The 21,787-nt window shown below is 45.0% G+C and carries 22 protein-coding genes and 1 other annotated feature; all 22 genes read left to right on the forward strand.

Annotated elements, in window-relative coordinates; translation table 11 throughout:
- Positions 1 to 19 precede the first annotated feature (19 nt).
- The 22 genes from RIN81_RS01800 (at position 20) to pyrR (ending at position 21,682) form a co-directional block, all read left to right on the forward strand.
- Positions 20 to 1,495, forward strand: coding sequence for a UDP-N-acetylmuramoyl-L-alanyl-D-glutamate--2,6-diaminopimelate ligase (locus RIN81_RS01800; protein ID WP_309087022.1), 1,476 nt, complete (start codon positions 20 to 22; stop codon positions 1,493 to 1,495).
- The gene (mraY, locus tag RIN81_RS01805; RefSeq protein WP_251270331.1) at positions 1,492 to 2,463 is read left to right on the forward strand and encodes a phospho-N-acetylmuramoyl-pentapeptide-transferase; all 972 of its coding nucleotides are present in this window, start codon (positions 1,492 to 1,494) and stop codon (positions 2,461 to 2,463) included. The genes RIN81_RS01800 and mraY overlap by 4 nt, the downstream gene beginning before the upstream one ends.
- The gene (murD, locus tag RIN81_RS01810) at positions 2,460 to 3,809 is read left to right on the forward strand and encodes a UDP-N-acetylmuramoyl-L-alanine--D-glutamate ligase (protein ID WP_309087023.1); all 1,350 of its coding nucleotides are present in this window, start codon (positions 2,460 to 2,462) and stop codon (positions 3,807 to 3,809) included. The genes mraY and murD overlap by 4 nt, the downstream gene beginning before the upstream one ends.
- Positions 3,810 to 3,850: 41 nt before the next feature.
- On the forward strand, positions 3,851 to 4,960 hold the full coding sequence (gene ftsW / locus RIN81_RS01815) for a putative lipid II flippase FtsW (RefSeq protein ID WP_309087502.1): 1,110 nt from the start codon (positions 3,851 to 3,853) through the stop codon (positions 4,958 to 4,960).
- Positions 4,961 to 5,089: 129 nt separating this feature from the next.
- A complete protein-coding gene (murG, locus tag RIN81_RS01820) occupies positions 5,090 to 6,199 on the forward strand; it encodes an undecaprenyldiphospho-muramoylpentapeptide beta-N-acetylglucosaminyltransferase (protein ID WP_309087024.1) in 1,110 nt (369 codons plus the stop codon).
- A 70-nt stretch (positions 6,200 to 6,269) separates the two neighbouring features.
- Entirely contained in the window at positions 6,270 to 7,103 is an 834-nt protein-coding gene (locus RIN81_RS01825; RefSeq protein WP_309087025.1) for a cell division protein FtsQ/DivIB, read from the forward strand.
- 215 nt (positions 7,104 to 7,318) lie between these two features.
- Positions 7,319 to 8,629, forward strand: coding sequence for a cell division protein FtsA (gene ftsA / locus RIN81_RS01830; protein WP_242232123.1), 1,311 nt, complete (start codon positions 7,319 to 7,321; stop codon positions 8,627 to 8,629).
- 31 nt (positions 8,630 to 8,660) lie between these two features.
- Positions 8,661 to 9,827 (forward strand): cell division protein FtsZ, encoded by a 1,167-nt coding sequence (gene ftsZ, locus RIN81_RS01835; RefSeq protein ID WP_309087026.1) that lies wholly within the window; start codon positions 8,661 to 8,663, stop codon positions 9,825 to 9,827.
- A gap of 227 nt (positions 9,828 to 10,054) precedes the next feature.
- Positions 10,055 to 10,903, forward strand: a complete 849-nt coding sequence (locus tag RIN81_RS01840) for a sigma-E processing peptidase SpoIIGA (RefSeq protein ID WP_309087027.1) — start codon at positions 10,055 to 10,057, stop codon at positions 10,901 to 10,903.
- A gap of 21 nt (positions 10,904 to 10,924) precedes the next feature.
- On the forward strand, positions 10,925 to 11,644 hold the full coding sequence (sigE, locus tag RIN81_RS01845; protein ID WP_242232120.1) for an RNA polymerase sporulation sigma factor SigE: 720 nt from the start codon (positions 10,925 to 10,927) through the stop codon (positions 11,642 to 11,644).
- 61 nt (positions 11,645 to 11,705) lie between these two features.
- Entirely contained in the window at positions 11,706 to 12,485 is a 780-nt protein-coding gene (gene sigG, locus RIN81_RS01850; RefSeq protein ID WP_242232119.1) for an RNA polymerase sporulation sigma factor SigG, read from the forward strand.
- A 76-nt stretch (positions 12,486 to 12,561) separates the two neighbouring features.
- Positions 12,562 to 12,819, forward strand: a complete 258-nt coding sequence (locus RIN81_RS01855) for a YlmC/YmxH family sporulation protein (protein ID WP_242232118.1) — start codon at positions 12,562 to 12,564, stop codon at positions 12,817 to 12,819.
- Positions 12,816 to 13,700 (forward strand): peptidoglycan editing factor PgeF, encoded by an 885-nt coding sequence (pgeF, locus tag RIN81_RS01860; protein WP_309087028.1) that lies wholly within the window; start codon positions 12,816 to 12,818, stop codon positions 13,698 to 13,700. Before RIN81_RS01855 ends, pgeF begins: the two co-directional genes overlap by 4 nt.
- Positions 13,690 to 14,361, forward strand: coding sequence for a YggS family pyridoxal phosphate-dependent enzyme (locus RIN81_RS01865; RefSeq protein WP_309087029.1), 672 nt, complete (start codon positions 13,690 to 13,692; stop codon positions 14,359 to 14,361). Before pgeF ends, RIN81_RS01865 begins: the two co-directional genes overlap by 11 nt.
- A gap of 21 nt (positions 14,362 to 14,382) precedes the next feature.
- Positions 14,383 to 14,811, forward strand: coding sequence for a cell division protein SepF (locus RIN81_RS01870; protein WP_251270322.1), 429 nt, complete (start codon positions 14,383 to 14,385; stop codon positions 14,809 to 14,811).
- A 5-nt stretch (positions 14,812 to 14,816) separates the two neighbouring features.
- Positions 14,817 to 15,077 carry a YggT family protein gene (locus tag RIN81_RS01875; protein ID WP_242232114.1) on the forward strand — a complete coding sequence of 87 codons (261 nt, stop codon included), beginning with the start codon at positions 14,817 to 14,819 and terminating at the stop codon, positions 15,075 to 15,077.
- Position 15,078: 1 nt separating this feature from the next.
- Positions 15,079 to 15,855, forward strand: coding sequence for a YlmH family RNA-binding protein (locus tag RIN81_RS01880; protein ID WP_309087030.1), 777 nt, complete (start codon positions 15,079 to 15,081; stop codon positions 15,853 to 15,855).
- 90 nt (positions 15,856 to 15,945) lie between these two features.
- A complete protein-coding gene (locus tag RIN81_RS01885; protein ID WP_309087031.1) occupies positions 15,946 to 16,455 on the forward strand; it encodes a DivIVA domain-containing protein in 510 nt (169 codons plus the stop codon).
- Positions 16,456 to 16,506: 51 nt separating this feature from the next.
- Positions 16,507 to 16,725, forward strand: a binding site (T-box leader).
- A 50-nt stretch (positions 16,726 to 16,775) separates the two neighbouring features.
- A complete protein-coding gene (gene ileS / locus RIN81_RS01890) occupies positions 16,776 to 19,547 on the forward strand; it encodes an isoleucine--tRNA ligase (protein ID WP_309087032.1) in 2,772 nt (923 codons plus the stop codon).
- A 63-nt stretch (positions 19,548 to 19,610) separates the two neighbouring features.
- Entirely contained in the window at positions 19,611 to 20,072 is a 462-nt protein-coding gene (lspA, locus tag RIN81_RS01895; protein WP_309087033.1) for a signal peptidase II, read from the forward strand.
- 1 nt (position 20,073) lies between these two features.
- A complete protein-coding gene (locus RIN81_RS01900; protein WP_309087034.1) occupies positions 20,074 to 20,985 on the forward strand; it encodes an RluA family pseudouridine synthase in 912 nt (303 codons plus the stop codon).
- A 160-nt stretch (positions 20,986 to 21,145) separates the two neighbouring features.
- Positions 21,146 to 21,682, forward strand: coding sequence for a bifunctional pyr operon transcriptional regulator/uracil phosphoribosyltransferase PyrR (gene pyrR, locus RIN81_RS01905; RefSeq protein ID WP_251270319.1), 537 nt, complete (start codon positions 21,146 to 21,148; stop codon positions 21,680 to 21,682).
- Positions 21,683 to 21,787: the final 105 nt, after the last annotated feature.

Below are 21,787 nucleotides of genomic sequence, written 5' to 3' on the forward strand. Positions count from 1 at the left end.
AAGAAAGGATTGAAAAAACGTGGATTTATCAACTGTGCTCCGAGCACTTCCATTTTATCAGCAAGATAAGGATGGAAATCCGGCGATTACGTCGATGGAAAACGATCACCGCCTTGTTCAAGAGGGATCAATATTTATTTGTATAAAAGGATTTACCTTTGATGGCCATAACGCTGCGGAAGAAGCAGTAAGAAAAGGGGCAGCTGCCATTGTAGCAGAACGGCCTGTGGACGTATCTGTTCCAGTTATTTATGTACCGGATACAAAACGGGCAATGGCGCTTTTAGCGGCTCATTTTTACGGTTACCCCACAGACTCCTTCCATCTAATTGGGATTACAGGAACAAACGGAAAAACAACTACGAGCCATTTAATTGACCATATTTTGCGGGTTCACGGAGAGACGACTGGTTTAATCGGAACGATGTATATGAAGATTGGCGACCAGACTATTGAAACGAAAAACACGACACCAGAGAGCCTTACGCTCCAAAAAACATTTTCAAATATGAAAGAAGCAGGTGTAACGGCTGCGGTTATGGAAGTATCTTCTCATGCACTCCAAGAAGGGAGGACAAACGGCACTGCTTTTAATGTGGCAGTTTTCACCAACCTAACGCAGGATCATCTCGATTTTCATAAAACAATGGATGAATACCGGACAGCGAAAGGGCTGTTGTTTGCCCGCCTTGGAAATGTAATGCATTCCGACCGTCCGTCTTTTGCGGTGTTAAATGCCGATGATGCAGCTTCCGCTGTTTACCGTTCGATGACGGCGGCGCATGTTGTTACTTATGGCATTGACCATCCAGCAGACATTCGTGCGAAGAATATTCGGCTCACCTCAGGAGGAACAGCTTTTACTATCACGTATCCGGGCGGAGAGCTGCAAGTTCAGTCAAAATTAGCAGGCCGCTTCAATGTATACAATATGCTCGCTGCGTTTGCGGCTGGCTTCGTCTCAGACATCAAGCCGGAAACCATTCAAACAGCGCTTGAGCAGGTGGAAGGGGTAGCAGGCCGTTTTGAAGTGGTGCCAAATGACCGTGATATTTCGGTGATTGTTGATTACGCCCATACACCGGACAGCTTAATTAATGTTCTTCAAACGGTTCGGCCATTAACAAAAGGGCGGGTAATTGCCATTGCCGGATGCGGCGGTGACCGTGACAAAACAAAGCGCCCGCTTATGGCACAGGCGGCTTGCAAGTATGCAGATGAAGCGATCTTTACATCGGATAACCCGCGCAGCGAAGACCCGAAAGCCATTTTAAAAGATATGGAAGCAGGTGTGCCGCAGGAGCGCTATACGGTGATTGAGGATCGAAAAGAAGCCATTTTTGAAGCGATTCGTACGGCGAAGCCTGGCGACGCGGTTGTGATTGCAGGAAAAGGCCATGAAACATATCAGCTTATTGGAAAAGATGTTTTTCATTTTGATGATCGGGAGATTGCGAAAGAAGCACTTCTTCAGAAGGACGGTGGACAGGCATGAATGAGTGGCAGATAGCGTTAATTATTGCGGTTTCGTTTTTAATTACGGTTCTTATTGCCCCGCTATTTATTCCTTTTTTAAGGAGACTGAAGTTCGGGCAGAGCATTCGTGAAGAAGGACCGAAGTCTCATCAGCAAAAATCGGGCACACCGACAATGGGCGGAATTGTCTTTTTGCTATCTATTATTGTGACGACGTTGTTTTTTGCCCAGTTATTTGATTCAATCGGTACAGAAACAACCTTGCTTTTACTTGTAACCATTGGATTTGGACTTCTTGGGTTTTTAGATGATTTTATTAAAGTCGTGATGAAGCGCAACCTTGGTTTGACATCCTTGCAAAAATTAATCGGCCAAATTATTATTTCTATTATCTTTTATGTGATTTATGCGCAGCAAGGATTATCAACGGAGCTTTCATTTGGTTTTTTCTCCGTTGACCTGGGTATTTTATATGCATTGTTTGTTCTTTTCTGGCTGGTCGGCTTTTCAAACGCAGTGAACTTAACCGACGGACTTGATGGCCTCGTATCGGGTACGGCAGCTGTTGCATTTGGAGCATATGCGGTCATTGCCTGGAGCCAGGGGCTTGATGAAACAGCCATTTTCGCCTTTTCAGTTGTTGGGGCCATCATCGGTTTTCTTGTGTTTAACGCTTATCCGGCCCATGTATTTATGGGAGACACAGGATCGCTTGCGCTGGGCGGTGCGATTGCGGTTCTATCTATTTTAACGAAGTTTGAGTTTTTGCTGCTTCTTATTGGGATTGTATTTGTAGCAGAAACACTATCGGTTATTTTGCAGGTTTGGTCATTTAAAACTAGAGGGAAACGAATTTTTAGAATGAGTCCGCTGCACCATCACTTTGAACTAGGCGGCTGGTCTGAGTGGCGTGTAGTGGTCACTTTTTGGTCCGTCGGTGTGATTGCAGCAGCGGTCGGTCTATGGATTGGAGTATGGAACATATGAAGCAGATCAATCAATTTAATGGAAAAAAAGTACTTGTATTAGGTTTAGCAAAAAGCGGGCTCGCAGCTGCCCGCTTGCTGAAAAAACTAGGCGCTGATATCACAGTCAATGATGGAAAGCCGCTTGAAGAAAATGAAGCTGCCCGCTCACTTTCGGCAGAAGGAATTAAAGTGATCTGCGGAAGCCATCCGGTAGAACTGCTGGATGAAGGGTTCGAGCTGGTCGTGAAAAACCCGGGTATTCCCTACTCAAATCCGATCATATCCAAGGCGGTCTTAGACGGACTGCCGGTGATTACGGAAGTAGAGCTTGCCGGACTGATTTCTGAAGCGCCGTTTATTGGCATCACCGGCACTAACGGCAAAACAACAACGACGACACTGATCGATGAAATGATGAAAAAAGGCGGCAAAAGTACTGTGCTTGCCGGTAATATAGGCAAGGTAGCATCTGAGGTCGTACAGCAAGCCAAGCCGGAAGACCATGTGGTGATTGAGCTTTCCTCTTTTCAGTTAATGGGAATTCAGGAATTTCGTCCTCACATTGCGATTATTACGAATATTTATGATGCCCACTTAGACTATCATGGATCACGGGAAGAATACGTTGGAGCAAAGATGAAAATCACGCAAAACCAGACTGACGAAGACTTTTTAATTATTAACGCGGACCAAGAAGCTCTTCTGTCTTTGGCTGGGGCGAGTATGGCGAATGTAATTCCATTTTCCGTGCACCAGAAAGTAGAAAATGGGGCTTATATCGAGAATGGAATGGTGTATTTTCAAGAAGAAGGGATTATGCCGACAGCAGATATCGCATTGCCGGGCAGCCATAACCTTGAAAATATTTTGGCGGCCATTGCGGCAGTTAAACTATCAGGTGTAGCAAATGAAGCGATTATCCATGTTCTTAAGACGTTTTCGGGTGTGAGACACCGGACCCAGTTTGTACGCGAATGGAACGGCCGGAAGTTTTACAATGACTCTAAAGCAACCAATACGCTTGCGACAAAAAGTGCCCTTACAGCCTTTCAAGCTCCTATCATTCTGCTCGCGGGAGGGCTCGATCGGGGCAACGGCTTTGATGACCTGCTTCCATACCTGCACGATGTCAAAGCAGTTGTGACGTTTGGAGAAACAGCAGAAAAATGGAGAGAAACGGCGGAAAAAGCCGGCATTACCTGTATTGAAAAAGCGGAATATATGACTGATGCGGTACAAAAAGCAGCTGCACTGTCAAAAGCAGGAGATGTTGTTTTATTGTCTCCAGCTTGTGCAAGCTGGGATCAATATAAAACCTTTGAAGAACGCGGAGACATATTTATCGACTGTGTGAATACGTTATAAGAAAGAGCCGGGGCCTTAATGGCTCCGGTTTTTTAATGCGCATGAGAGGGGTGGCTGCTGTTTCTACTCGTGGAACGGACAAACTGTTTTTGCTGCTTGTCTTGTTGTTAACAGGAAGCGGCCTTCTGATGGTCGCAAGCGCTGGAGAAGTATGGGGGCAATTTAACTATGGGAATTCTTTTTATTTTGTAGAAAGACAAGCCGTATTTGCTGCAGCCGGGATCGTGGTGATGATGGTATTCTCACGCTTTGATTATAGGATTTTCAAGATCTATTCAAAGCATGCGCTCATCGTCGCATTTTTGCTGCTAATCGCTGTACTAATTCCGGGGATTGGGATGGTGCGCAATGGGTCACAAAGCTGGATTGGCGTAGGCTCTTTGTCCTTCCAGCCCTCTGAGTGGATGAAAATGGCTCTTGTTTTTTTTCTGGCATCCATCCTGTCTGAACGAAAGAAAACCATTCACTTGTTTTGGAAAGGGCTCTTTTTTCCACTTTCTGTTATCGGGGCTGCTTTTGGCTTAATTATGCTGCAGCCGGATCTTGGAACAGCGGCCGTTATGGGGGGAACTGCTTTTCTTTTGCTGTTCAGTGCGGGAGCACCGATTCGCTTTTTTATTACGATCGGTGTAACAGCAGTGATTGGATTGGTTGGACTGATTGCATCGGCACCCTATCGAATGAAGCGTATTACGGCTTATTTGGATCCATGGTCGGATCCGCTTGGAAGTGGGTTTCAAATTATTCAGTCTCTTTATGCAGTTGGACCGGGAGGGCTTTTCGGGCATGGCTACGGAGAAAGCCGGCAGAAATATTACTATCTTCCTGAACCGCAGACTGATTTTATTTTTGCCATATGGTCAGAAGAAACGGGCTTTCTTGGTGCTGTGTGGATTATTCTTTTATTTTTCCTGCTTATTTGGCGCGGAGTATATATAGCCATGCGGATTGACGATCCATTTGGCATGCTGCTCGTTTTCGGCTTGACGGCTATGATTAGCCTGCAGTCTTTTATTAACCTTGGGGTCGTAGTAGGACTCCTTCCAGTAACAGGGGTAACCCTGCCGTTTTTAAGCTACGGAGGCTCTTCTTTAACTATGACACTGGCATTGGCGGGAATTGTTTTAAGTGCAAGCCGTCATATGCGGTAGTATTGAAGGAAATTTACGGGTTTTTCAAGATAATATTTGATTCTCGTGACACATTGATTTAAGATGAAAATGCATTGGACAGCTGTTTAAACAACAAAAGCTGCCAGATGAATTATTGAGGTGACAGAATTGAAAATAGTAGTCAGCGGCGGAGGAACGGGCGGACATATTTACCCGGCACTCGCACTTATTCGGATGATTAAAAAGAAACACCCGGACACATTGTTCCTATACATCGGAACAGAAAAAGGACTAGAATCCAAGCTTGTTGTACGGGAAGGGATTCCCTTCCAATCAATCGACATTACGGGATTCCGCCGGGCAGTTTCATTTGAAAACGTGAAAACGGTTATACGCTTTTTAAAAGGCGTTAACGACTGTAAAAAAATGCTAAAAGAATTTCAGCCGGATGTTGTGATTGGCACAGGCGGCTACGTATGCGGACCAGTCGTGTATGCAGCTGCGAAAATGGGAATCCCATCAATTGTCCATGAACAGAACAGCGTGCCAGGACTGACAAATAAATTTCTAAGCAAGTATGTGGATAAAGTGGCGGTTTGTTTTGATGCAGCAAAAACACACTTTCCGGCAGAAAAAACCGTTCTTACCGGCAATCCTAGAGCTTCCGAAGTGATCGAAGCGAGCGGGGCGGGTGTGCTGCAAAAGTACGGATTTACACCTGAACGAAAAACCGTTCTTATTTTTGGGGGAAGCCGCGGCGCCCGTCCTATTAATGATGCGGTAATCGAGGCATTGAACAACTTGGCGGAACGCAGCTACCAGGTGCTGTATGTCACAGGTGATGTTCATTATGAACGCGTTTCGACGGAGCTCAAGACTGCAGGGAAGCCTGATAATGTAGCGGTTGAGCCGTTTATTCATAACATGCCGGATGTGCTGGCTGCTTGTGATCTGGTAGTAGCAAGAGCAGGGGCCACTACCCTTGCAGAGCTGACAGCGCTCGGTATTCCGTCCATTTTAATTCCAAGTCCATACGTAACAAACAATCATCAAGAGAAAAATGCACGCTCTCTAACGGACCAGGACGCAGCAGTGTTGCTGCTTGAAAAAGATTTAACGGGCGCGTTGCTCGTGAAAGAGTTGGATGCTATCCTGATGAATGAGCCGCGGCTCGGCAAGATGAAAGAGCAAGCAAAACGTTTGGGCATTCCGGATGCGGCAGACCGTTTATATAATGTAATGGTGGAATTAACAGAAAGAACCAGCCGTTCATCTTGAACACATGGCAGTCAGCCGCGTTAAAAGAAACCATGCGCGGCTGGTTTGCAGCATGGGCAGAGGTGTGAACATGACAAAGGAAAAAATCATTTCAATTGAGGATCGCATTCCAAAGCTGAAACAAATCAGAAAAAAGAAAGCGAACCGCCGGCTGCTGTTTTTACTATCTTTGTTTTTCGGGCTTATTCTTCTTGTTGTGTATCTGCAGTCTCCCTTAAGCAAAGTGGCAGACATTCACGTGCAGGGAAACAGTCTTGTGACAAATCAGGAAGTAATTGAGAAAAGCGGGCTTGTAAAAGGAAGCAGCATTTGGGCAGCCGGGAAGGGGAGGGCAGAAGAAGCTCTTTTAAAAGACGACCGCATTAAAAAAGCGGAGGTTACAATTGGGTTCCCAAATGATTTAATGATTTCAGTGGAAGAGCATAATGAAATTGCTTACGCTGCTCAAAAAGGCGGGTTGTACCCTGTTCTTCAAAATGGAAAAATTTTAAGCCAGCCTCTGAGCGGTGCACCATTACAGCTTCCGATTTTGTATAACTTCAAAGAAGGAAAGGCGCTCGATTTGTTTACAAAAGCAGCCCAAACACTTCCGGATGAAGTGTATAATACAATTTCTGAAGTGTACTATGACCCAAAGAAAAATAACTCTCTTCATATAAAGGCGTTTATGACAGATGGGTTTGAAGTGTCTGCCACTCTCTCCACATTTGCTGAGAAAATGGTTTACTATCCTTCCATTTCTACGCAGCTTAATCCCGATGTAAAAGGTGTAATCGACATCGAAGTTGGTTCGTACTTTAAAGCCTATGATCCAGCTCAGCAGCAGGAACTAGCGGAAGAAGCCGAAGAGGAAGCAGCAGGAGAAACAACAGAGGAAACAATAGAAGAGGCAGAGACGCCATAAAGTTTTCTTAAAACTGAATAACTTAGCCTTTTCGAGCTTCTTATCTTAGTGTAGACTTGTATGAGAGAGTTTAAGAAAAACATCAAAAATACTAAACTTTAAAAGGGAAACACGCTGAATATGACGAATTACGTTCTTAAACATGTATTCGTAGAGTAAATGTGCGAATGTTTGTTCGGTTATTCACGCTTTTATGGTAAAGGAGGTGCCGCAGCATGAATAATAATGAAATTTTAGTTAGTCTCGACATCGGTACATCCGCGATTAAAGTGATTATTGGCGAAATGGTTAATGATTCCTTAAATATAATTGGTGTCGGAAATGTAAAATCAAAAGGCATTCGAAAAGGCGCGGTCGTCGATATTGACGATACCGTTTATTCGATTAAAAAAGCGATTGAGCAGGCGGAGCGTATGGTAGGCCTAGAGATTGGCTCCGTGATTGTTGGTATTGCTGCCAACCACGCCATTTTGCATCCGTGCAATGGCGTTGTAGCTGTTTCAAGCGAAAATCGGGAGATTACAAGTGAAGACGTGATCCGGGTCAAAGATGCGGCACAAGTGATGTCTATTCCACCCGACCGGGAAATTGTTAATGTAATTGCCAAACAATTTATTGTAGATGGCTTTGATGAAATTAATGATCCCCGCGGTATGCTCGGTGTACGTCTTGAAATGGAAGGGATCATCGTAACAGGTTCAAGAACATTTTTACATAACACGCTGCGCTGTGTAGAGCGTGCGGGTCTTGAGATTAATGAAATTGTTCTGCAGCCGCTTGCGAGTGGGGAAATCGCTTTATCCATGGATGAGAAAAATCTAGGCACTGTACTAGTCGACATCGGTGGCGGCTCCACGACAATTTCTTACTTTAGAGACGGCTATATTCAGCAGACCTCTGTCCTGCCTGTTGGCGGCGATCATATTACGAAAGATTTATCCATTGGTCTGCGTACGTCAACAGAGGAAGCCGAAGGAATTAAAATTAAGCATGGACATGCTTTTTATGATTTAGCTTCTGAAGAAGAAGTGTTCAGTGTTCCGGTGATTGGCAGTGACCAGCATGATCAATTTAACCAGCTTGAAATTTCAGAAATTATCGAGGCAAGACTAGAAGAATTGTTTATGATGGTCGTGGAAGAACTTCGCCAGTCGGGTATTCATGATATTCCAGGTGGATTTGTTTTAACCGGCGGATCATCCGCAATGAATGGCATTCTTGACTTGGCACAGGATGTATTTCAAAATCGTGTACGCGTTGCGATTCCTGATTATATCGGTGTACGTGAGCCGCAATTTACAACGTCTGTAGGCCTGATCAAGTATGCCTATAAAAATGCCCGGTTAACGGGACGGAAATTAAGTGAATCCAATCAAGCGGCTCCGGCAGCGAAAGAAGTTAGAAGAGAGCGCCAGGAAGTCAAGCAGGAACCGAAGCCTGTGAAAAAAGAGCAGCCGCATGACGGAGAAGAAAAAGGCGTCAAAGGAAAAATGAAAAGACTTTTCGGGTACTTCTTTGAAGAATAGAAAAAGAACGCATTAAATAGGAGGATTTGCCATGCTGGAATTCGATACAAGTTTAGATTCGTTGGCAACGATTAAAGTTATCGGCGTAGGCGGCGGCGGTAACAATGCCGTCAACCGAATGATTGAGCACGGAGTGCAGGGAGTAGACTTTATTGCCGTCAATACGGATGCGCAAGCTCTTAATTTGTCAAAAGCGGAAGTGAAAATGCAAATCGGCAACAAGCTGACGCGCGGACTAGGTGCCGGCGCTAACCCTGAGGTTGGAAAAAAAGCGGCCGAAGAAAGCAAAGAGCAAATTGAAGAAGCGCTTAAAGGTGCTGACATGGTGTTCGTAACAGCTGGTATGGGCGGAGGCACAGGAACAGGTGCGGCTCCGGTTATTGCGCAAATTGCAAAAGATCTTGGCGCCCTGACAGTAGGGGTTGTGACACGTCCATTTACATTCGAAGGCCGTAAGCGTGCAACGCAGGCAGCTGGTGGAATCGAATCAATGAAAGCGGCAGTAGATACATTAATCGTCATTCCAAATGACCGCCTGCTTGAAATTGTCGACAAAAGCACACCAATGCTTGAAGCATTCCGTGAAGCAGACAATGTTCTTCGCCAAGGGGTACAGGGTATCTCTGACTTGATCGCAACACCAGGTTTAATCAACTTAGACTTTGCTGACGTAAAAACCATCATGTCGAACAAAGGTTCTGCTTTGATGGGAATCGGGGTTGCTTCGGGTGAAAACCGCGCAGTGGAAGCGGCGAAAAAAGCCATTTCCAGTCCATTGCTTGAAAAAGCTATTGACGGTGCGCAAGGTGTGCTAATGAACATTACCGGCGGCACAAACTTAAGTCTTTATGAAGTACAGGAAGCAGCTGATATTGTATCTTCCGCTTCAGACCAAGACGTAAATATGATCTTCGGTTCTGTTATTAATGAAAATTTAAAAGAAGAAATTGTCGTTACAGTTATTGCGACTGGTTTTAAAGAGGTGCCAGGTGAAGCAGGCCAGCAGGTTCGTCCAAGTCTTGGCCAAGTAAAACCACAGCCTTCACAGCCAGCTTCGCAACAGCAGCCAAAATCGCGTGAACTAAAGCGTGAAGATACGCCGGCGCCGGAGCAGCCAATGCGCCAGCATCAACAGCCTTCAGCGGATGATACGTTGGACATTCCTACATTTTTACGTAACCGCAATAGAAGAAGATAAAAAGCAGACCCGCCACTTATGTGGCGGGTTTTTTGTGCATGCTCATTCTTACAGGCAAAAGGCGCACCGTACTATGTAAAGGGCGTAACAGGCTTTTTCCATGCCCGAATTAGACATGATTCGGAAAAACTACTGTAAAAATTCACTTACATTCCGACATACATCCACTATTGAATCCGGTACACTAATGCACATAGGACAGGCAGCCGGAAAAAAGGAGGGATCAATTGGCCGGTTACGCAGAAGGGATTATTTTTTTTAATTTTGCTGCGGATGCACTGCTTCTTTTCGTAACAGGAAAGCTGAGCGGGCGTACATTTAGGGTGCCCCGGCTGCTTGCGGCTTCGTTAGCTGGAACTATCCCTGTATGTATCTATTTAGCAGCAGGCCCGACCGGACTTTTGCATAAATCGCTGACGGTCATCATGCCTGTGTTCATGATTCGTATTGCGTTTCAAACAACCGGCATAAAAAGCCTTGTTTCTATGGTTCTTACCTTTTACTTTACTGTTTTTTTAACAGGCGGCATTTTATTCGGATTTCAATCTATGTACAGGCAATATGCCGATGCGGGAAAATGGTCTCTCATATTCTTTTTTATTGTATCAGTGGCCATTTCCTTTTACTTTATTCAACGCCGCTTATTAGGTTTAAATGCTTCAAGGCGGGTAATCAGTCAGACAGTTCCCGTTTCTTTTACACTTTGCGGAATTAATTGGTCAGGGCACGGATTGATTGATACGGGCAATGCGCTGTGTGATCCTATTTCAAAAAAAGAAGTGGCAGTCTGCCAGATTCAGCCCTCCGATGAGTGGCCCGAAGCGCTTTTTAAAGAAGACATCAGTGATCTGCTCCATCTCCCAGACACTTGGACTGAAAAACTCGTTTGGGTACCATCTAAATCTATTCATGCTGAAAGCAGGCTGCTTGCCTCCTTTCGTACAGACAGCTTTACTATATGGATAAATGGAAAAAAACAAGAAACGAACAGGGCGCTTGTCACGTTTACGGACAAGATGTTATCGGATGACGGAGCGTTTGCGTGCATCCTGCATCCGAATATGGTTCGGGAATGAATCGAAAGGTGAGTGGATAATATGCGGCAGGTAAAAACGAAATGGATGTACGTAATGTATAATATGATTCAAAAAGCCGGGCTTAAATCCAAGGCGATTTACTATATCGGCGGCAGTGAAGCACTTCCGCCGCCGCTTACACGTGACGAGGAAGCGCATCTTTTAACAAAGCTGCCTTCCGGAGACAAAGCAGTACGCGCTATGCTAATTGAGCGAAATCTGCGCCTTGTTGTGTATATTGCCCGGAAGTTTGAAAACACTGGCATTCATATTGAAGATCTCATCAGCATCGGAGCAATCGGGCTTATCAAAGCCGTAAACACTTTTGATCCCGAAAAGAAAATCAAACTTGCGACTTATGCGTCCCGTTGTATTGAAAATGAGATCTTAATGTACCTGCGCCGCAATAATAAAATCCGTTCGGAAATCTCATTTGACGAACCGCTTAACATCGATTGGGACGGAAATGAACTGCTTTTATCCGACGTGCTGGGGACTGAAAGTGATATTATTACAAAAGGCATTGAAGAAGAAGTGGACAAACACCTTGTAGCAGAAGCGCTTGAAGACTTAGAAGGCCGTGAAAAACAAATTATTGAAATGCGGTTTGGACTGAACGGGCAGGAAGAAAGAACACAAAAAGATGTCGCAGATTTGCTGGGAATCTCACAGTCTTATATTTCACGGTTGGAGAAAAAGATTATCGGAAGACTAAAAAAGGAACTCAATAAACTGCGCTGAATAATTTCTTTCGGGCCGGCAATACTGTTTTGAGAAACAGACATCATGAGGAGGAACAGTGATGGCCCGAAATAAAGTTGTTCTGTGCGGCGTCGACACATCGACGCTTCCTGTATTAACAAATCCTGAGATGAAAGTGCTGTTTGTAAAATACCAAAATGGGGATAAAGAAGCCCGCGAAGAACTGGTTACCGGAAATTTACGCCTCGTTTTAAGTGTAATTCAACGATTCAACCACCGTAATGAACAAGCCGATGACTTGTTTCAAGTAGGCTGCATCGGTTTGATGAAATCCATTGATAATTTTGATTTAAGCCACAATGTCCGCTTTTCCACTTATGCGGTTCCCATGATTATCGGTGAAATCCGCCGGTATCTGAGGGATAATAATCCTATTCGAGTATCACGCTCGCTGCGTGACATTGCTTATAAAGCTTTGCAGGCAAGAGAAAGGCTGACAGCCGAACGGTCTGTTGAGCCGGCAGCGGAAGATATTGCACGTGAAATCAATGTGCCAAAAGAAGAAATGGTTTTTGCTCTTGATGCGATTCAAGATCCTGTTTCATTGTTTGAACCCGTTTTCCAGGACGGAGGCGATCCTATTTACATGATGGATCAAATCAGCGACGGAAAAGACAGGGAAAAAGAATGGGTAGATACAATGACGGTGACCGATGAGCTGAGTAAATTATCAGACCGGGAACGAATGATTATCGAAAAACGCTTTTTTACCGGACGTACTCAGATGGAAGTGGCAGATGAAATCGGTATTTCTCAAGCACAGGTATCCCGGCTCGAAAAAGGGGCCATCAAACAAATGAAAAAGAAAATAAATGGTTAATCAAAAAAAACAGAAGAGAAGATCTTCTGTTTTTTCTTTGGTTTGGCGCATACATTGATACAAAGGAGGGGCTGTTATGCGAATTTCAGAATTCCAGCTCAAGGATATCGTCAATGTTACAAATGGAAAAAAGCTTGGCCGGCTGGCTGATATTGAGTTAAATAATGCAACGGGTGCTATATCCGCTCTTATCATTGAACAAAGCGGAAAAAAATTTGGTTTATTCGGCAGGGAAGAAGAATTGGTGATTCCCTGGATGCATATTGTGAAAATCGGCGGTGACGTTATTTTAGTCCGCCATAGTGACACCGAACCGAAAGAGGAAGAACGGTGACGAAAAAGAGGGCATGTGGTACACTAAAAGAAAATGAGCGGGAGCATGCCATGACAGAACCTTTTAAAAAATCGATTGACGGTTTATTTCATTTGGAAAAGTGGGAGCTGGAAGAACCAGGTCTTGTGGCTGGATTTACGTCGAAAGCTGGCGGAACCGGCCGCTATAATGGCTTGAACATGGCTTTTCATGTGCAAGAGGAAGCTTCTTTTGTTCAGGAAAACCGAAAAAATACAGCTAAATTAATTGATTTTCCGACAGCTGGCTGGGTTGGGTGTGAACAAACACATGAGGTGCACATTGCTCATGTGTCAAAGCAGGATGCCGGCAGGGGCGCACTTGATTACGAAACGGCCCTCGCGGCCACTGATGGACTGTACAGCGAGGATGCCGGTGTGCTCCTTACTCTTTGTTATGCGGATTGTGTACCTCTTTTTTTTCTTGACCGGGCAGCGAAGCGCATTGGTACGGCTCACGCCGGCTGGAAGGGTGCAGTTGGCGGAATAGGGCCGAAGATGCTTGAGAAATGGAAGCAGCAAGGCAGCCGCCTGCAGGATATTGAAGCAGCCATTGGCCCTTCTATTTGTGGATCATGCTACAAGGTGGGAGCGGCTGTGGCAGAAGAAGTACAGAAATGGTATCGTCCGGGAGAAAAGCTGCCGCTCTCTCCCGTGCCGGGTGAAGTAGATGTGTATTTTTTCTCCCTGCAGGATTTTAACAAAGACCTTTTAATCAAAGCAGGACTCCCGCCGGAAAATGTTTATGTAACATCCTTATGTTCAAGCTGCTCTCCGGACTTTTTTTCTCATCGGCGTGACCGGGGGAGTACGGGCAGAATGATGGGTTATATCGGCTGGAAGGAAGGGAAACATGAAAGTTAGTGAAAATGTAAAAAGTATTAAACAGCGGATTGAAGAAGCGGCCCGCCGGTCAGGCCGGCAGGCGGAAGATGTGCAGATTATCGCCGTCACAAAATACGTGACAACGGCTCGCGGCCAGGAAGCAGTGGAAGCGGGTATTACACATCTTGGTGAAAACCGGGCCGAAGGGCTAAATGAAAAGTATGAAAGTATTGGAGATCGTGCCGTATGGCATTTTATCGGGTCTCTGCAGACAAGAAAAGTAAAGTCAATTATTCACCAGGCTGATTTTATTCATTCACTTGACCGGGCATCGCTCGCTAAAGAAATAAACAGCCGTGCTGAAAAACCTATCCAATGTTTTGTGCAGGTAAATGTATCAGGTGAAGAGTCAAAGCACGGGCTGGCACCGGATGAAGTCGTTCCATTTATTCAATCGCTTCATATCTACGAAAAAATTCGCGTGTGCGGCTTGATGACAATGGCTCCGCTGACAGAAGATCGTGATGTTCTGCGATCCTGCTTTCGGAAGCTTGCTTTATGCAAAGAAGAAGTGGCAGCATTAAATCTTCCCTATGCCCCGTGCCAGGAGCTATCGATGGGCATGAGCAATGATTTTGAAATAGCTGTAGAAGAAGGAGCTACAATGATTCGTATTGGCACGGCGCTTGTTGGAGAGTAAAAAGAAAGCGGAGGTGGAATGATGGGCGTGAAGTCGAAGTTTAAGTCATTTTTCCTGCTGGATGAAGAAGATTACGATATGGTGGAGGAAGAAGTGTATGAAGAAGAGCCGCCTCCAGCGGCAGCGCCTCGCAAAAAAAATGTTGTGAGTTTAAAAAGTGCGCAAAAGCCATCAAAAGTCGTTATGGCAGAACCACGTGTGTATGCAGAAGCACAAGAGATTGCCGATCATCTAAAAGCAAAAAAAGCAGTTGTTGTAAACCTGCAGCGCATTCAAACAGATCAGGCGCGCAGAATTGTTGATTTTCTAAGCGGAACGGTATACGCCATCGGCGGCGAAATTCAGCAAATTGGGGAAAAAATCTTTTTCTGTGCGCCGGAAAACGTGGAGATTTCAGGAAATATTACACAGTTTGGGCAGCAGGATCAAGAAAAAACGGGGTGGCAATAGAAGAGATGGATGTTGTACTTTATTATTTGATCCGGGCAATTGATCTATATTCCTGGGCACTCATTATTTATATTTTAATGTCTTGGTTTCCCGATGCACGTAATACATCAATCGGGCGCTTTTTAACAAGAATTTGTGAACCGTATCTGGACCCATTCCGCCGTATTATTCCGCCGCTTGGCATGATTGATATCTCGCCAATCGTTGCTTTTATTACGCTGAATCTAGCAACGCGCGGACTTCATCAGCTGATGATCTGGGTATAACATGAGTGATATTTATCAGCATTTCAGGCCGGAAGAGCGGGATTTCATTGATAAAACCGTAAAGTGGAAGCAGCAAGTGGCGGATATGTATGCGCCTAAACTAACCGGCTTTTTAGACCCCCGGCAGCGGCAGATTCTTCGGTCAGTTGTCGGATCAGGGGAGGAAGTGCTCGTTTCGTTTTTCGGAGGCTACCCGAACGCAGAACGAAAAAGAGCGCTTATTCATCCTTCTTATTTCGAACCGAAGGAAACGGATTTTGATGTTAGTCTTTTTGATATAGAATACCCGCATAAATTTGCTTCTATCAGCCACCCCCATATTTTGGGGAGTATGATGGGGCTTGGCTTAAAGCGGGAGAAATTTGGCGATATTTTAAACGAGCAGGAATTCTTTCAAATAATTGTGGCAAAAGAACTTGTCGATTATCTGCACAGCCATTTTGACCATGTTGGCAAAGTACCTGTTTCGTTGAAAGAAAAGCCATTTTCAAAAGCTCTTTACACAGCTGAAGAGTGGCGCGAGCAAGCGGTTACGGTTTCATCACTGCGCCTTGATGTGATTATCAGCGCGCTGCCGTCGATGTCACGTCAAAAGGCTCAGCAGCTTATTAAAGGCGGTGCCGTGAAAGTAAACTGGCGGGCTGTAGACCAGCCTTCCTTTGAATGTGCAACAGGGGATATGCTGTCTATTCGTGGAACAGGGCGTTTGAAAATTTTATCCCTTGATGGACAAACCAAAAAAGAAAAATGGCGAATGACCTTGGGCATTTTGAAATAAATTTGTGAAAATGCCGGGATTTTCCCACAAGCGCTCGAAAAACCTTTATAATGAAAATCAATGATCATGTAATGCTTTGGAGGTGGCTGTATGCCCTTAACGCCGTTGGACATACATAAAAAAGAATTTGGCCGTTCATTTCGTGGATATGATGAAGATGAAGTGAACGACTTTCTAAATCAAATTATTAAAGATTACGAGTTGATTATTCGCGAGAAAAAAGAATTAGAAGCGCAGCTGGCCGGCCAAACGGAACGGCTCAGTTATTTTGCCAATATTGAAGAAACATTAAATAAATCCATCATTATTGCGCAGGAAACGGCAGAGGATGTAAAACGAAATGCTTTAAAAGAGTCTAAACTTTTGATTCGTGAAGCAGAAAAAAATGCCGACCGCATTGTCGAGGAGTCTTTATCAAAAGCCCGCCGCATCGCTGTTGAAATTGAAGAACTAAAAAAGCAGTCTAAAGTATTCCGTACGCGCTTTAAAATGCTGATGGAAGCTCAGTTAGACTTATTAAACAATGATGACTGGGATACACTTCTTGAATTTGAAATAGATACGGAAGAAATTGAGCGCTTCAGCGACGAAGAGAGATAAGCTTGACGAATGAATCGTTCATTTTTATAATGTAACCATCTGAATAAATTGTGAAACGCGATGAAAGGGACAGTAGAGCGCAGATAGTCGGTTATAAGCGAACCAGGGACGGTGAAAGCCTGGTGCCGATATGCAGCTCCAAAATCACCCTTGAGCATTTTTCGTGAACATCGGAGTAGCGGAAAACGATCGATCCACGTTACGGGTTTTGAGCGGGCAGCCATTGGCTGTCAATCAGGGTGGTACCGCGGAAACCTTTCCGTCCCTTTTGAGGGATGTGAAAGGTTTTTTTATTTTCATTTAAAAAAGGAGATTATGGAATGAATTATAAAGATACGTTATTAATGCCGAAAACAGACTTTCCGATGCGCGGCAATCTGCCAAAGCGCGAGCCGGTCATGCAGAGCACATGGAATGAAGAAAACATTTACCAACAGGTATTGGACCGCACAAAGGACCGGCCGATGTTTGTCCTGCACGATGGCCCTCCGTATGCAAATGGTGATATTCATATTGGGCACGCGCTGAATAAAATCTTAAAAGACTTCATTGTCCGCTTTAAATCGATGAGCGGTTTTTATGCACCGTATATTCCAGGCTGGGATACTCACGGTCTTCCAATTGAGCAGGCACTAACAAATTCCGGTGTAAATCGGAAAGAGATGACGGTAGCCGAGTTCCGTCAGCTTTGTGAAGACTATGCCTACAAGCAAGTCGACAGCCAGCGGGAGCAGTTTAAGCGTCTTGGCGTCCGCGGTGACTGGGAAAATCCTTATATTACATTAAAGCCTGAGTATGAAGCAGCTCAAATTAAAGTGTTTGGTGAAATGGCAAAAAAAGGGTTTATCTATAAAGGGTTAAAACCTGTTTATTGGTCTCCGTCTTCTGAGTCTGCCCTTGCAGAAGCAGAAATTGAGTACATGGATAAAAAATCAGCTTCTATTTATGTTTCTTTTGAGGTGAAAAAAGGAAATGGTGTGCTTGAAGAAGGCACAAAAATTATCATTTGGACCACAACTCCATGGACGATTCCGGCTAACCTTGGTATCTCCGTTCATCCGGAACTGAACTATGCCGTTATCAGTGCAGCGGGCGAGAAGTTTGTTGTGGCTGAAGCACTTCTAGAAGAAGTAGCATCAAAAATCGGCTGGGAATCCTATACGACTGATAAGCTGGTAAAAGGGGAACAGCTTGACCGTATCATCGCCGCACATCCGCTTTACGGACGTGATTCTCTAGTAATGCTTGGTGAGCATGTAACAACGGATTCCGGTACAGGAGCGGTTCATACAGCACCAGGGCATGGGGAAGATGACTTTATCGTTGGGAAGAAATATGGCCTTGATGTTCTTTGCCCGGTAAACGACCGCGGTGTGATGACAGAGGAAGCTCCTGGATTTGAAGGGCTGTTTTATGACAATGCCAACAAGGCGATTACCGAAAAATTGACAGAAGCCGGCGCGCTGTTAAAAATGGAGTTTATTACCCACTCGTATCCGCATGACTGGCGGACGAAAAAGCCGGTTATTTTCCGCGCGACAGCTCAATGGTTTGCGTCGATCGACAAGTTCCGCCCGGAATTGCTCCAAGCTGTAAAAGAAACGAAATGGGTGCCGGCATGGGGCGAAACACGCTTGTTTAATATGATCCGTGACCGTGGTGACTGGTGTATTTCCCGCCAGCGGGCATGGGGAGTGCCAATCCCGGTATTTTATGCAGAAAACGGTGAAGCGATTATTACTGATGAGACGATTTCGCGTGTTTCGGATTTATTCCACGAGCACGGATCAAATATTTGGTTTAAGCGTACAGCGAAGGAGCTGCTTCCAGAAGGATTTACGCATCCTGGCAGCCCGAACGGTGAATTTACGAAAGAAAACGATATTATGGATGTTTGGTTCGATTCCGGCTCTTCACATGAAGCTGTTTTAGAGCAGCGCGAGGATGCCCAGCGTCCGGCTGATCTTTACCTGGAAGGTTCTGACCAGTATCGCGGCTGGTTTAACTCTTCTTTGATCACAGCAGTAGCCGTAACGGGAAGTGCTCCATACAAAGGGGTGCTAAGCCACGGATTTGCACTTGACGGTGAAGGCCGCAAGATGAGTAAGTCACTTGGCAACACGGTCGTTCCAGCCAAAGTAATGGAGCAGCTTGGTGCTGATATTCTGCGTCTATGGGTATCATCGGTTGATTTCCAAGCGGATGTGCGTGTGTCAGATGCGATTTTAAAACAAGTGGCCGAAGTTTACCGCAAAATCCGTAACACGTTCCGCTTCCTTTTAGGAAACCTGGATGGCTTTAAGCCGAGTGAGCATGCGGTAGCATATAAAAACCTGCGTGAAGTTGACCAGTTTATGTTGGTGAAATTAAACGAATTAATCAAAGCGGTACGCGGCCATTACGAAAACTATGAATTCGCGGCTATTTACCATGCGATCAACAATTTCTGTACAGTTGATTTAAGCTCCTTCTACCTTGACTTTACGAAAGATGTTTTATATATCGAAGCGGAGAATCATGCCGACCGCCGTGCTATTCAAACGGTTCTCTTTGAAACGTTAACAGCACTTGCAAAATTGGTATCGCCAATCCTTCCGCATACAGCGGACGAAGTATGGGTGGAAGTGCCGGAAGCTGAAGAGAAATACGTACAGCTGACAGATATGCCGGAGTATAAAGAACTTCCGGACGCTGAGGCGTTAACGCAAAAATGGACAGCGTTTATGGCAGTTCGTGACGATGTGCTCAAAGCGCTTGAAGAAGCCCGCAACGAAAAAGTCATTGGGAAATCATTGACAGCCCATGTGAAGTTGTTTGCTGGAGCGGAAACAACAGCATTGCTTGCGTCTATCGAAGAAGACTTGAAGCAGCTGTTTATCGTTTCTGGATTTGAAATTGCTGGAACAGACGCTGAAGCACCTGAACATGCGGTTCAGCTTGAAACAGCCTCTGTTGTAGTAGAAAAAGCGTCTGGTGAAACATGCGAACGCTGCTGGACTGTAACGGACGAAGTAGGAAAGGATGCTGAGCATCCGACGCTTTGCCCACGCTGTGCGTCTGTTGTAAAAGAGCATTATTCAGAAGTGAACTAAAACAAACGAAAAAGAGGTTAGCTAAGAAAACCGCTAACCTCTTTTCAGCGTTGGAGGTAAAATATGTATTACTACGTATTGTCGCTGCTCATCATTCTGCTTGACCAATGGACAAAGTGGCTTATTGTGAAATCAATGGAAATAGGGGAAAGTGTGCCGGTTATGGACAATCTTTTTCATATTACTTCGCACCGAAACAGGGGAGCAGCATGGGGAATGCTTGAAGGTCAATTTTGGCTGTTTTATCTGATTACAGCTATTGTAGTGGTTGGCATTATTTACTTTATGCAAAAAGAAGCAAAGGGAAAACCGTTAATGAAAATCTCCCTAGCTGTTTTGCTCGGGGGAGCATTAGGCAATTTTATTGACCGGCTGATCCGCGGGGAAGTGGTTGATTTTGTGCAGACGTTTATTTTCGGCTACCGGTTTCCCATTTTTAATATTGCCGATGCGGCGTTAACGATCGGTGTTATTTTGCTGTTTGCTGCCATGCTAATAGAAGATCGAAAAGGAAAGAAGGCATAATATGAAATCATTACAGTTTACAGTAAGTGAAGAAGAAAACGGGAGCCGGATTGATAAACTCACCGCAGCTCAAGAGGAGCAGTATTCCCGTTCGCAGGTGCAGGAGTGGCTTAAGGAAGGGCGCGTTCTAGTCAATGGTCAGCCGGTCAAAGCGAACTACAAAGCGGCAGCAGGAGATGAAGTGACCATTGACATTCCAGACCCTGAAGAACTGAATATTGAAGCAGAAGACCTGAAGCTGGACATTTACTACGAGGATGAAGACGTCATCGTGGTCAACAAGCCGCGCGGCATGGTTGTGCATCCGGCCCCCGGGCATACGACGGGAACGCTTGTGAATGGTTTAATGTACCATTGCAAAGACTTATCTGGTATTAACGGTGTGATGCGTCCGGGTATTGTCCACCGGATTGACAAAGATACATCTGGTCTTCTCATGGTCGCTAAAAATGATATGGCACATGAAAAATTAGTGAATCAGCTTGTCGAAAAGTCGGTGACACGTAAGTACCAGGCGATCGTACACGGTATTATTTCTCATGATTATGGCACTATCGATGCCCCGATCGGCCGGGATACGAAAGACAGGCAAAAAATGGGGATTGTAGATCACGGTAAAGTAGCTGTGACGCATTTTCAGGTGCTTGAGCGTTTCCGGGACTTTACGCTGGTGGAATGTGAGCTCGAAACAGGGCGTACCCACCAAATCCGTGTTCATATGAAGTATATCGGTTTCCCGCTTGCCGGAGATCCAAAATACGGACCGCGAAAAACACTTGACATTGACGGCCAGGCACTTCATGCAGGCGTATTGGGCTTTGTTCACCCGCGTACGAATGAATATATGGAGTTTGAAGCACCGGCACCTAAAGAGTTTACAAATTTAGTTGATGACTTACGGAAAAAGAATTGACTTTTGTCGAATTTATCGATACAATGAACTCAGTTGAATAAGAACCTTTAAGAACAGTCCCGTGAGGCTGGGAAGGAATCGGATATGAAATGGCATGAGTATGCCATTTTCAAGGAACCACTATGCCTTCTCGCCCACACCGGGTGAGGAGGCTTTTTTCATGGAAAAAGCGGTTGTACTTGATCAGCAGGCGATTCGCCGGGCATTAACAAGAATCGCACACGAAATTATTGAAAGAAATAAAGGCATTGAAAATTGTGTGCTTATTGGCATTAAAACACGGGGCATTTACCTGGCACAGCGGCTTGCTGAGCGCATTTTTCAAATTGAAGGACAGCGCATCCCTGTCGGAGAGCTTGATATTACGCTGTATCGGGACGATTTAACAGTAAAAACAAAAAACGATGATCCTGAAGTAAAAGGATCTGACATACCGGTTGATTTAAACGGCAAAACGGTGATTCTTGTAGATGATGTTTTGTATACGGGCCGCACTGTCCGGGCTGCAATGGATGCCATCATGGACATTGGACGCCCTTCCCACATTCAAATGGCGGCACTTATTGACAGAGGACACCGTGAACTGCCGATCCGGGCCGACTATATCGGGAAAAACATTCCATCAGCGAAAACTGAGCGGATTGTGGTCACACTTGAAGAAGTGGATGAAGAAGATCGTATAAGTATTTATGAATAAAGAATGAATGTTTAGTAATGGCCCTGTGAGGCTGGATGAACATTGACAACCTTTTAAAAATGCACGAGAGGCATTTAAGGGTGAAATCGGTCTGCGCCTGTGCGC

The sequence above is a fragment of the Domibacillus sp. genome (assembly GCF_031181085.1).
In the GTDB taxonomy this organism is placed as follows: Bacteria; Bacillota; Bacilli; order Bacillales; family Domibacillaceae; genus Domibacillus.

Excerpts from the sequence above, each read along its gene's own strand:
- RIN81_RS01870 (WP_251270322.1), top strand. The coding sequence starts at position 14,383 with ATGGGCGTGAAGTCGAAGTTTAAGTCATTTTTCCTGCTGGATGAAGAA.
- ftsZ (WP_309087026.1), top strand. The coding sequence starts at position 8,661 with ATGCTGGAATTCGATACAAGTTTAGATTCGTTGGCAACGATTAAAGTT.
- RIN81_RS01825 (WP_309087025.1), top strand. The coding sequence starts at position 6,270 with ATGACAAAGGAAAAAATCATTTCAATTGAGGATCGCATTCCAAAGCTG.
- ileS (WP_309087032.1), top strand. The coding sequence starts at position 16,776 with ATGAATTATAAAGATACGTTATTAATGCCGAAAACAGACTTTCCGATG.
- RIN81_RS01865 (WP_309087029.1), top strand. The coding sequence starts at position 13,690 with ATGAAAGTTAGTGAAAATGTAAAAAGTATTAAACAGCGGATTGAAGAA.
- lspA (WP_309087033.1), top strand. The coding sequence starts at position 19,611 with ATGTATTACTACGTATTGTCGCTGCTCATCATTCTGCTTGACCAATGG.
- RIN81_RS01900 (WP_309087034.1), top strand. The coding sequence starts at position 20,074 with ATGAAATCATTACAGTTTACAGTAAGTGAAGAAGAAAACGGGAGCCGG.
- RIN81_RS01885 (WP_309087031.1), top strand. The coding sequence starts at position 15,946 with ATGCCCTTAACGCCGTTGGACATACATAAAAAAGAATTTGGCCGTTCA.
- ftsW (WP_309087502.1), top strand. The coding sequence starts at position 3,851 with ATGAGAGGGGTGGCTGCTGTTTCTACTCGTGGAACGGACAAACTGTTT.
- sigG (WP_242232119.1), top strand. The coding sequence starts at position 11,706 with ATGGCCCGAAATAAAGTTGTTCTGTGCGGCGTCGACACATCGACGCTT.
- murD (WP_309087023.1), top strand. The coding sequence starts at position 2,460 with ATGAAGCAGATCAATCAATTTAATGGAAAAAAAGTACTTGTATTAGGT.
- RIN81_RS01880 (WP_309087030.1), top strand. The coding sequence starts at position 15,079 with ATGAGTGATATTTATCAGCATTTCAGGCCGGAAGAGCGGGATTTCATT.
- RIN81_RS01875 (WP_242232114.1), top strand. The coding sequence starts at position 14,817 with ATGGATGTTGTACTTTATTATTTGATCCGGGCAATTGATCTATATTCC.
- pyrR (WP_251270319.1), top strand. The coding sequence starts at position 21,146 with ATGGAAAAAGCGGTTGTACTTGATCAGCAGGCGATTCGCCGGGCATTA.
- mraY (WP_251270331.1), top strand. The coding sequence starts at position 1,492 with ATGAATGAGTGGCAGATAGCGTTAATTATTGCGGTTTCGTTTTTAATT.
- ftsA (WP_242232123.1), top strand. The coding sequence starts at position 7,319 with ATGAATAATAATGAAATTTTAGTTAGTCTCGACATCGGTACATCCGCG.
- sigE (WP_242232120.1), top strand. The coding sequence starts at position 10,925 with ATGCGGCAGGTAAAAACGAAATGGATGTACGTAATGTATAATATGATT.
- RIN81_RS01855 (WP_242232118.1), top strand. The coding sequence starts at position 12,562 with ATGCGAATTTCAGAATTCCAGCTCAAGGATATCGTCAATGTTACAAAT.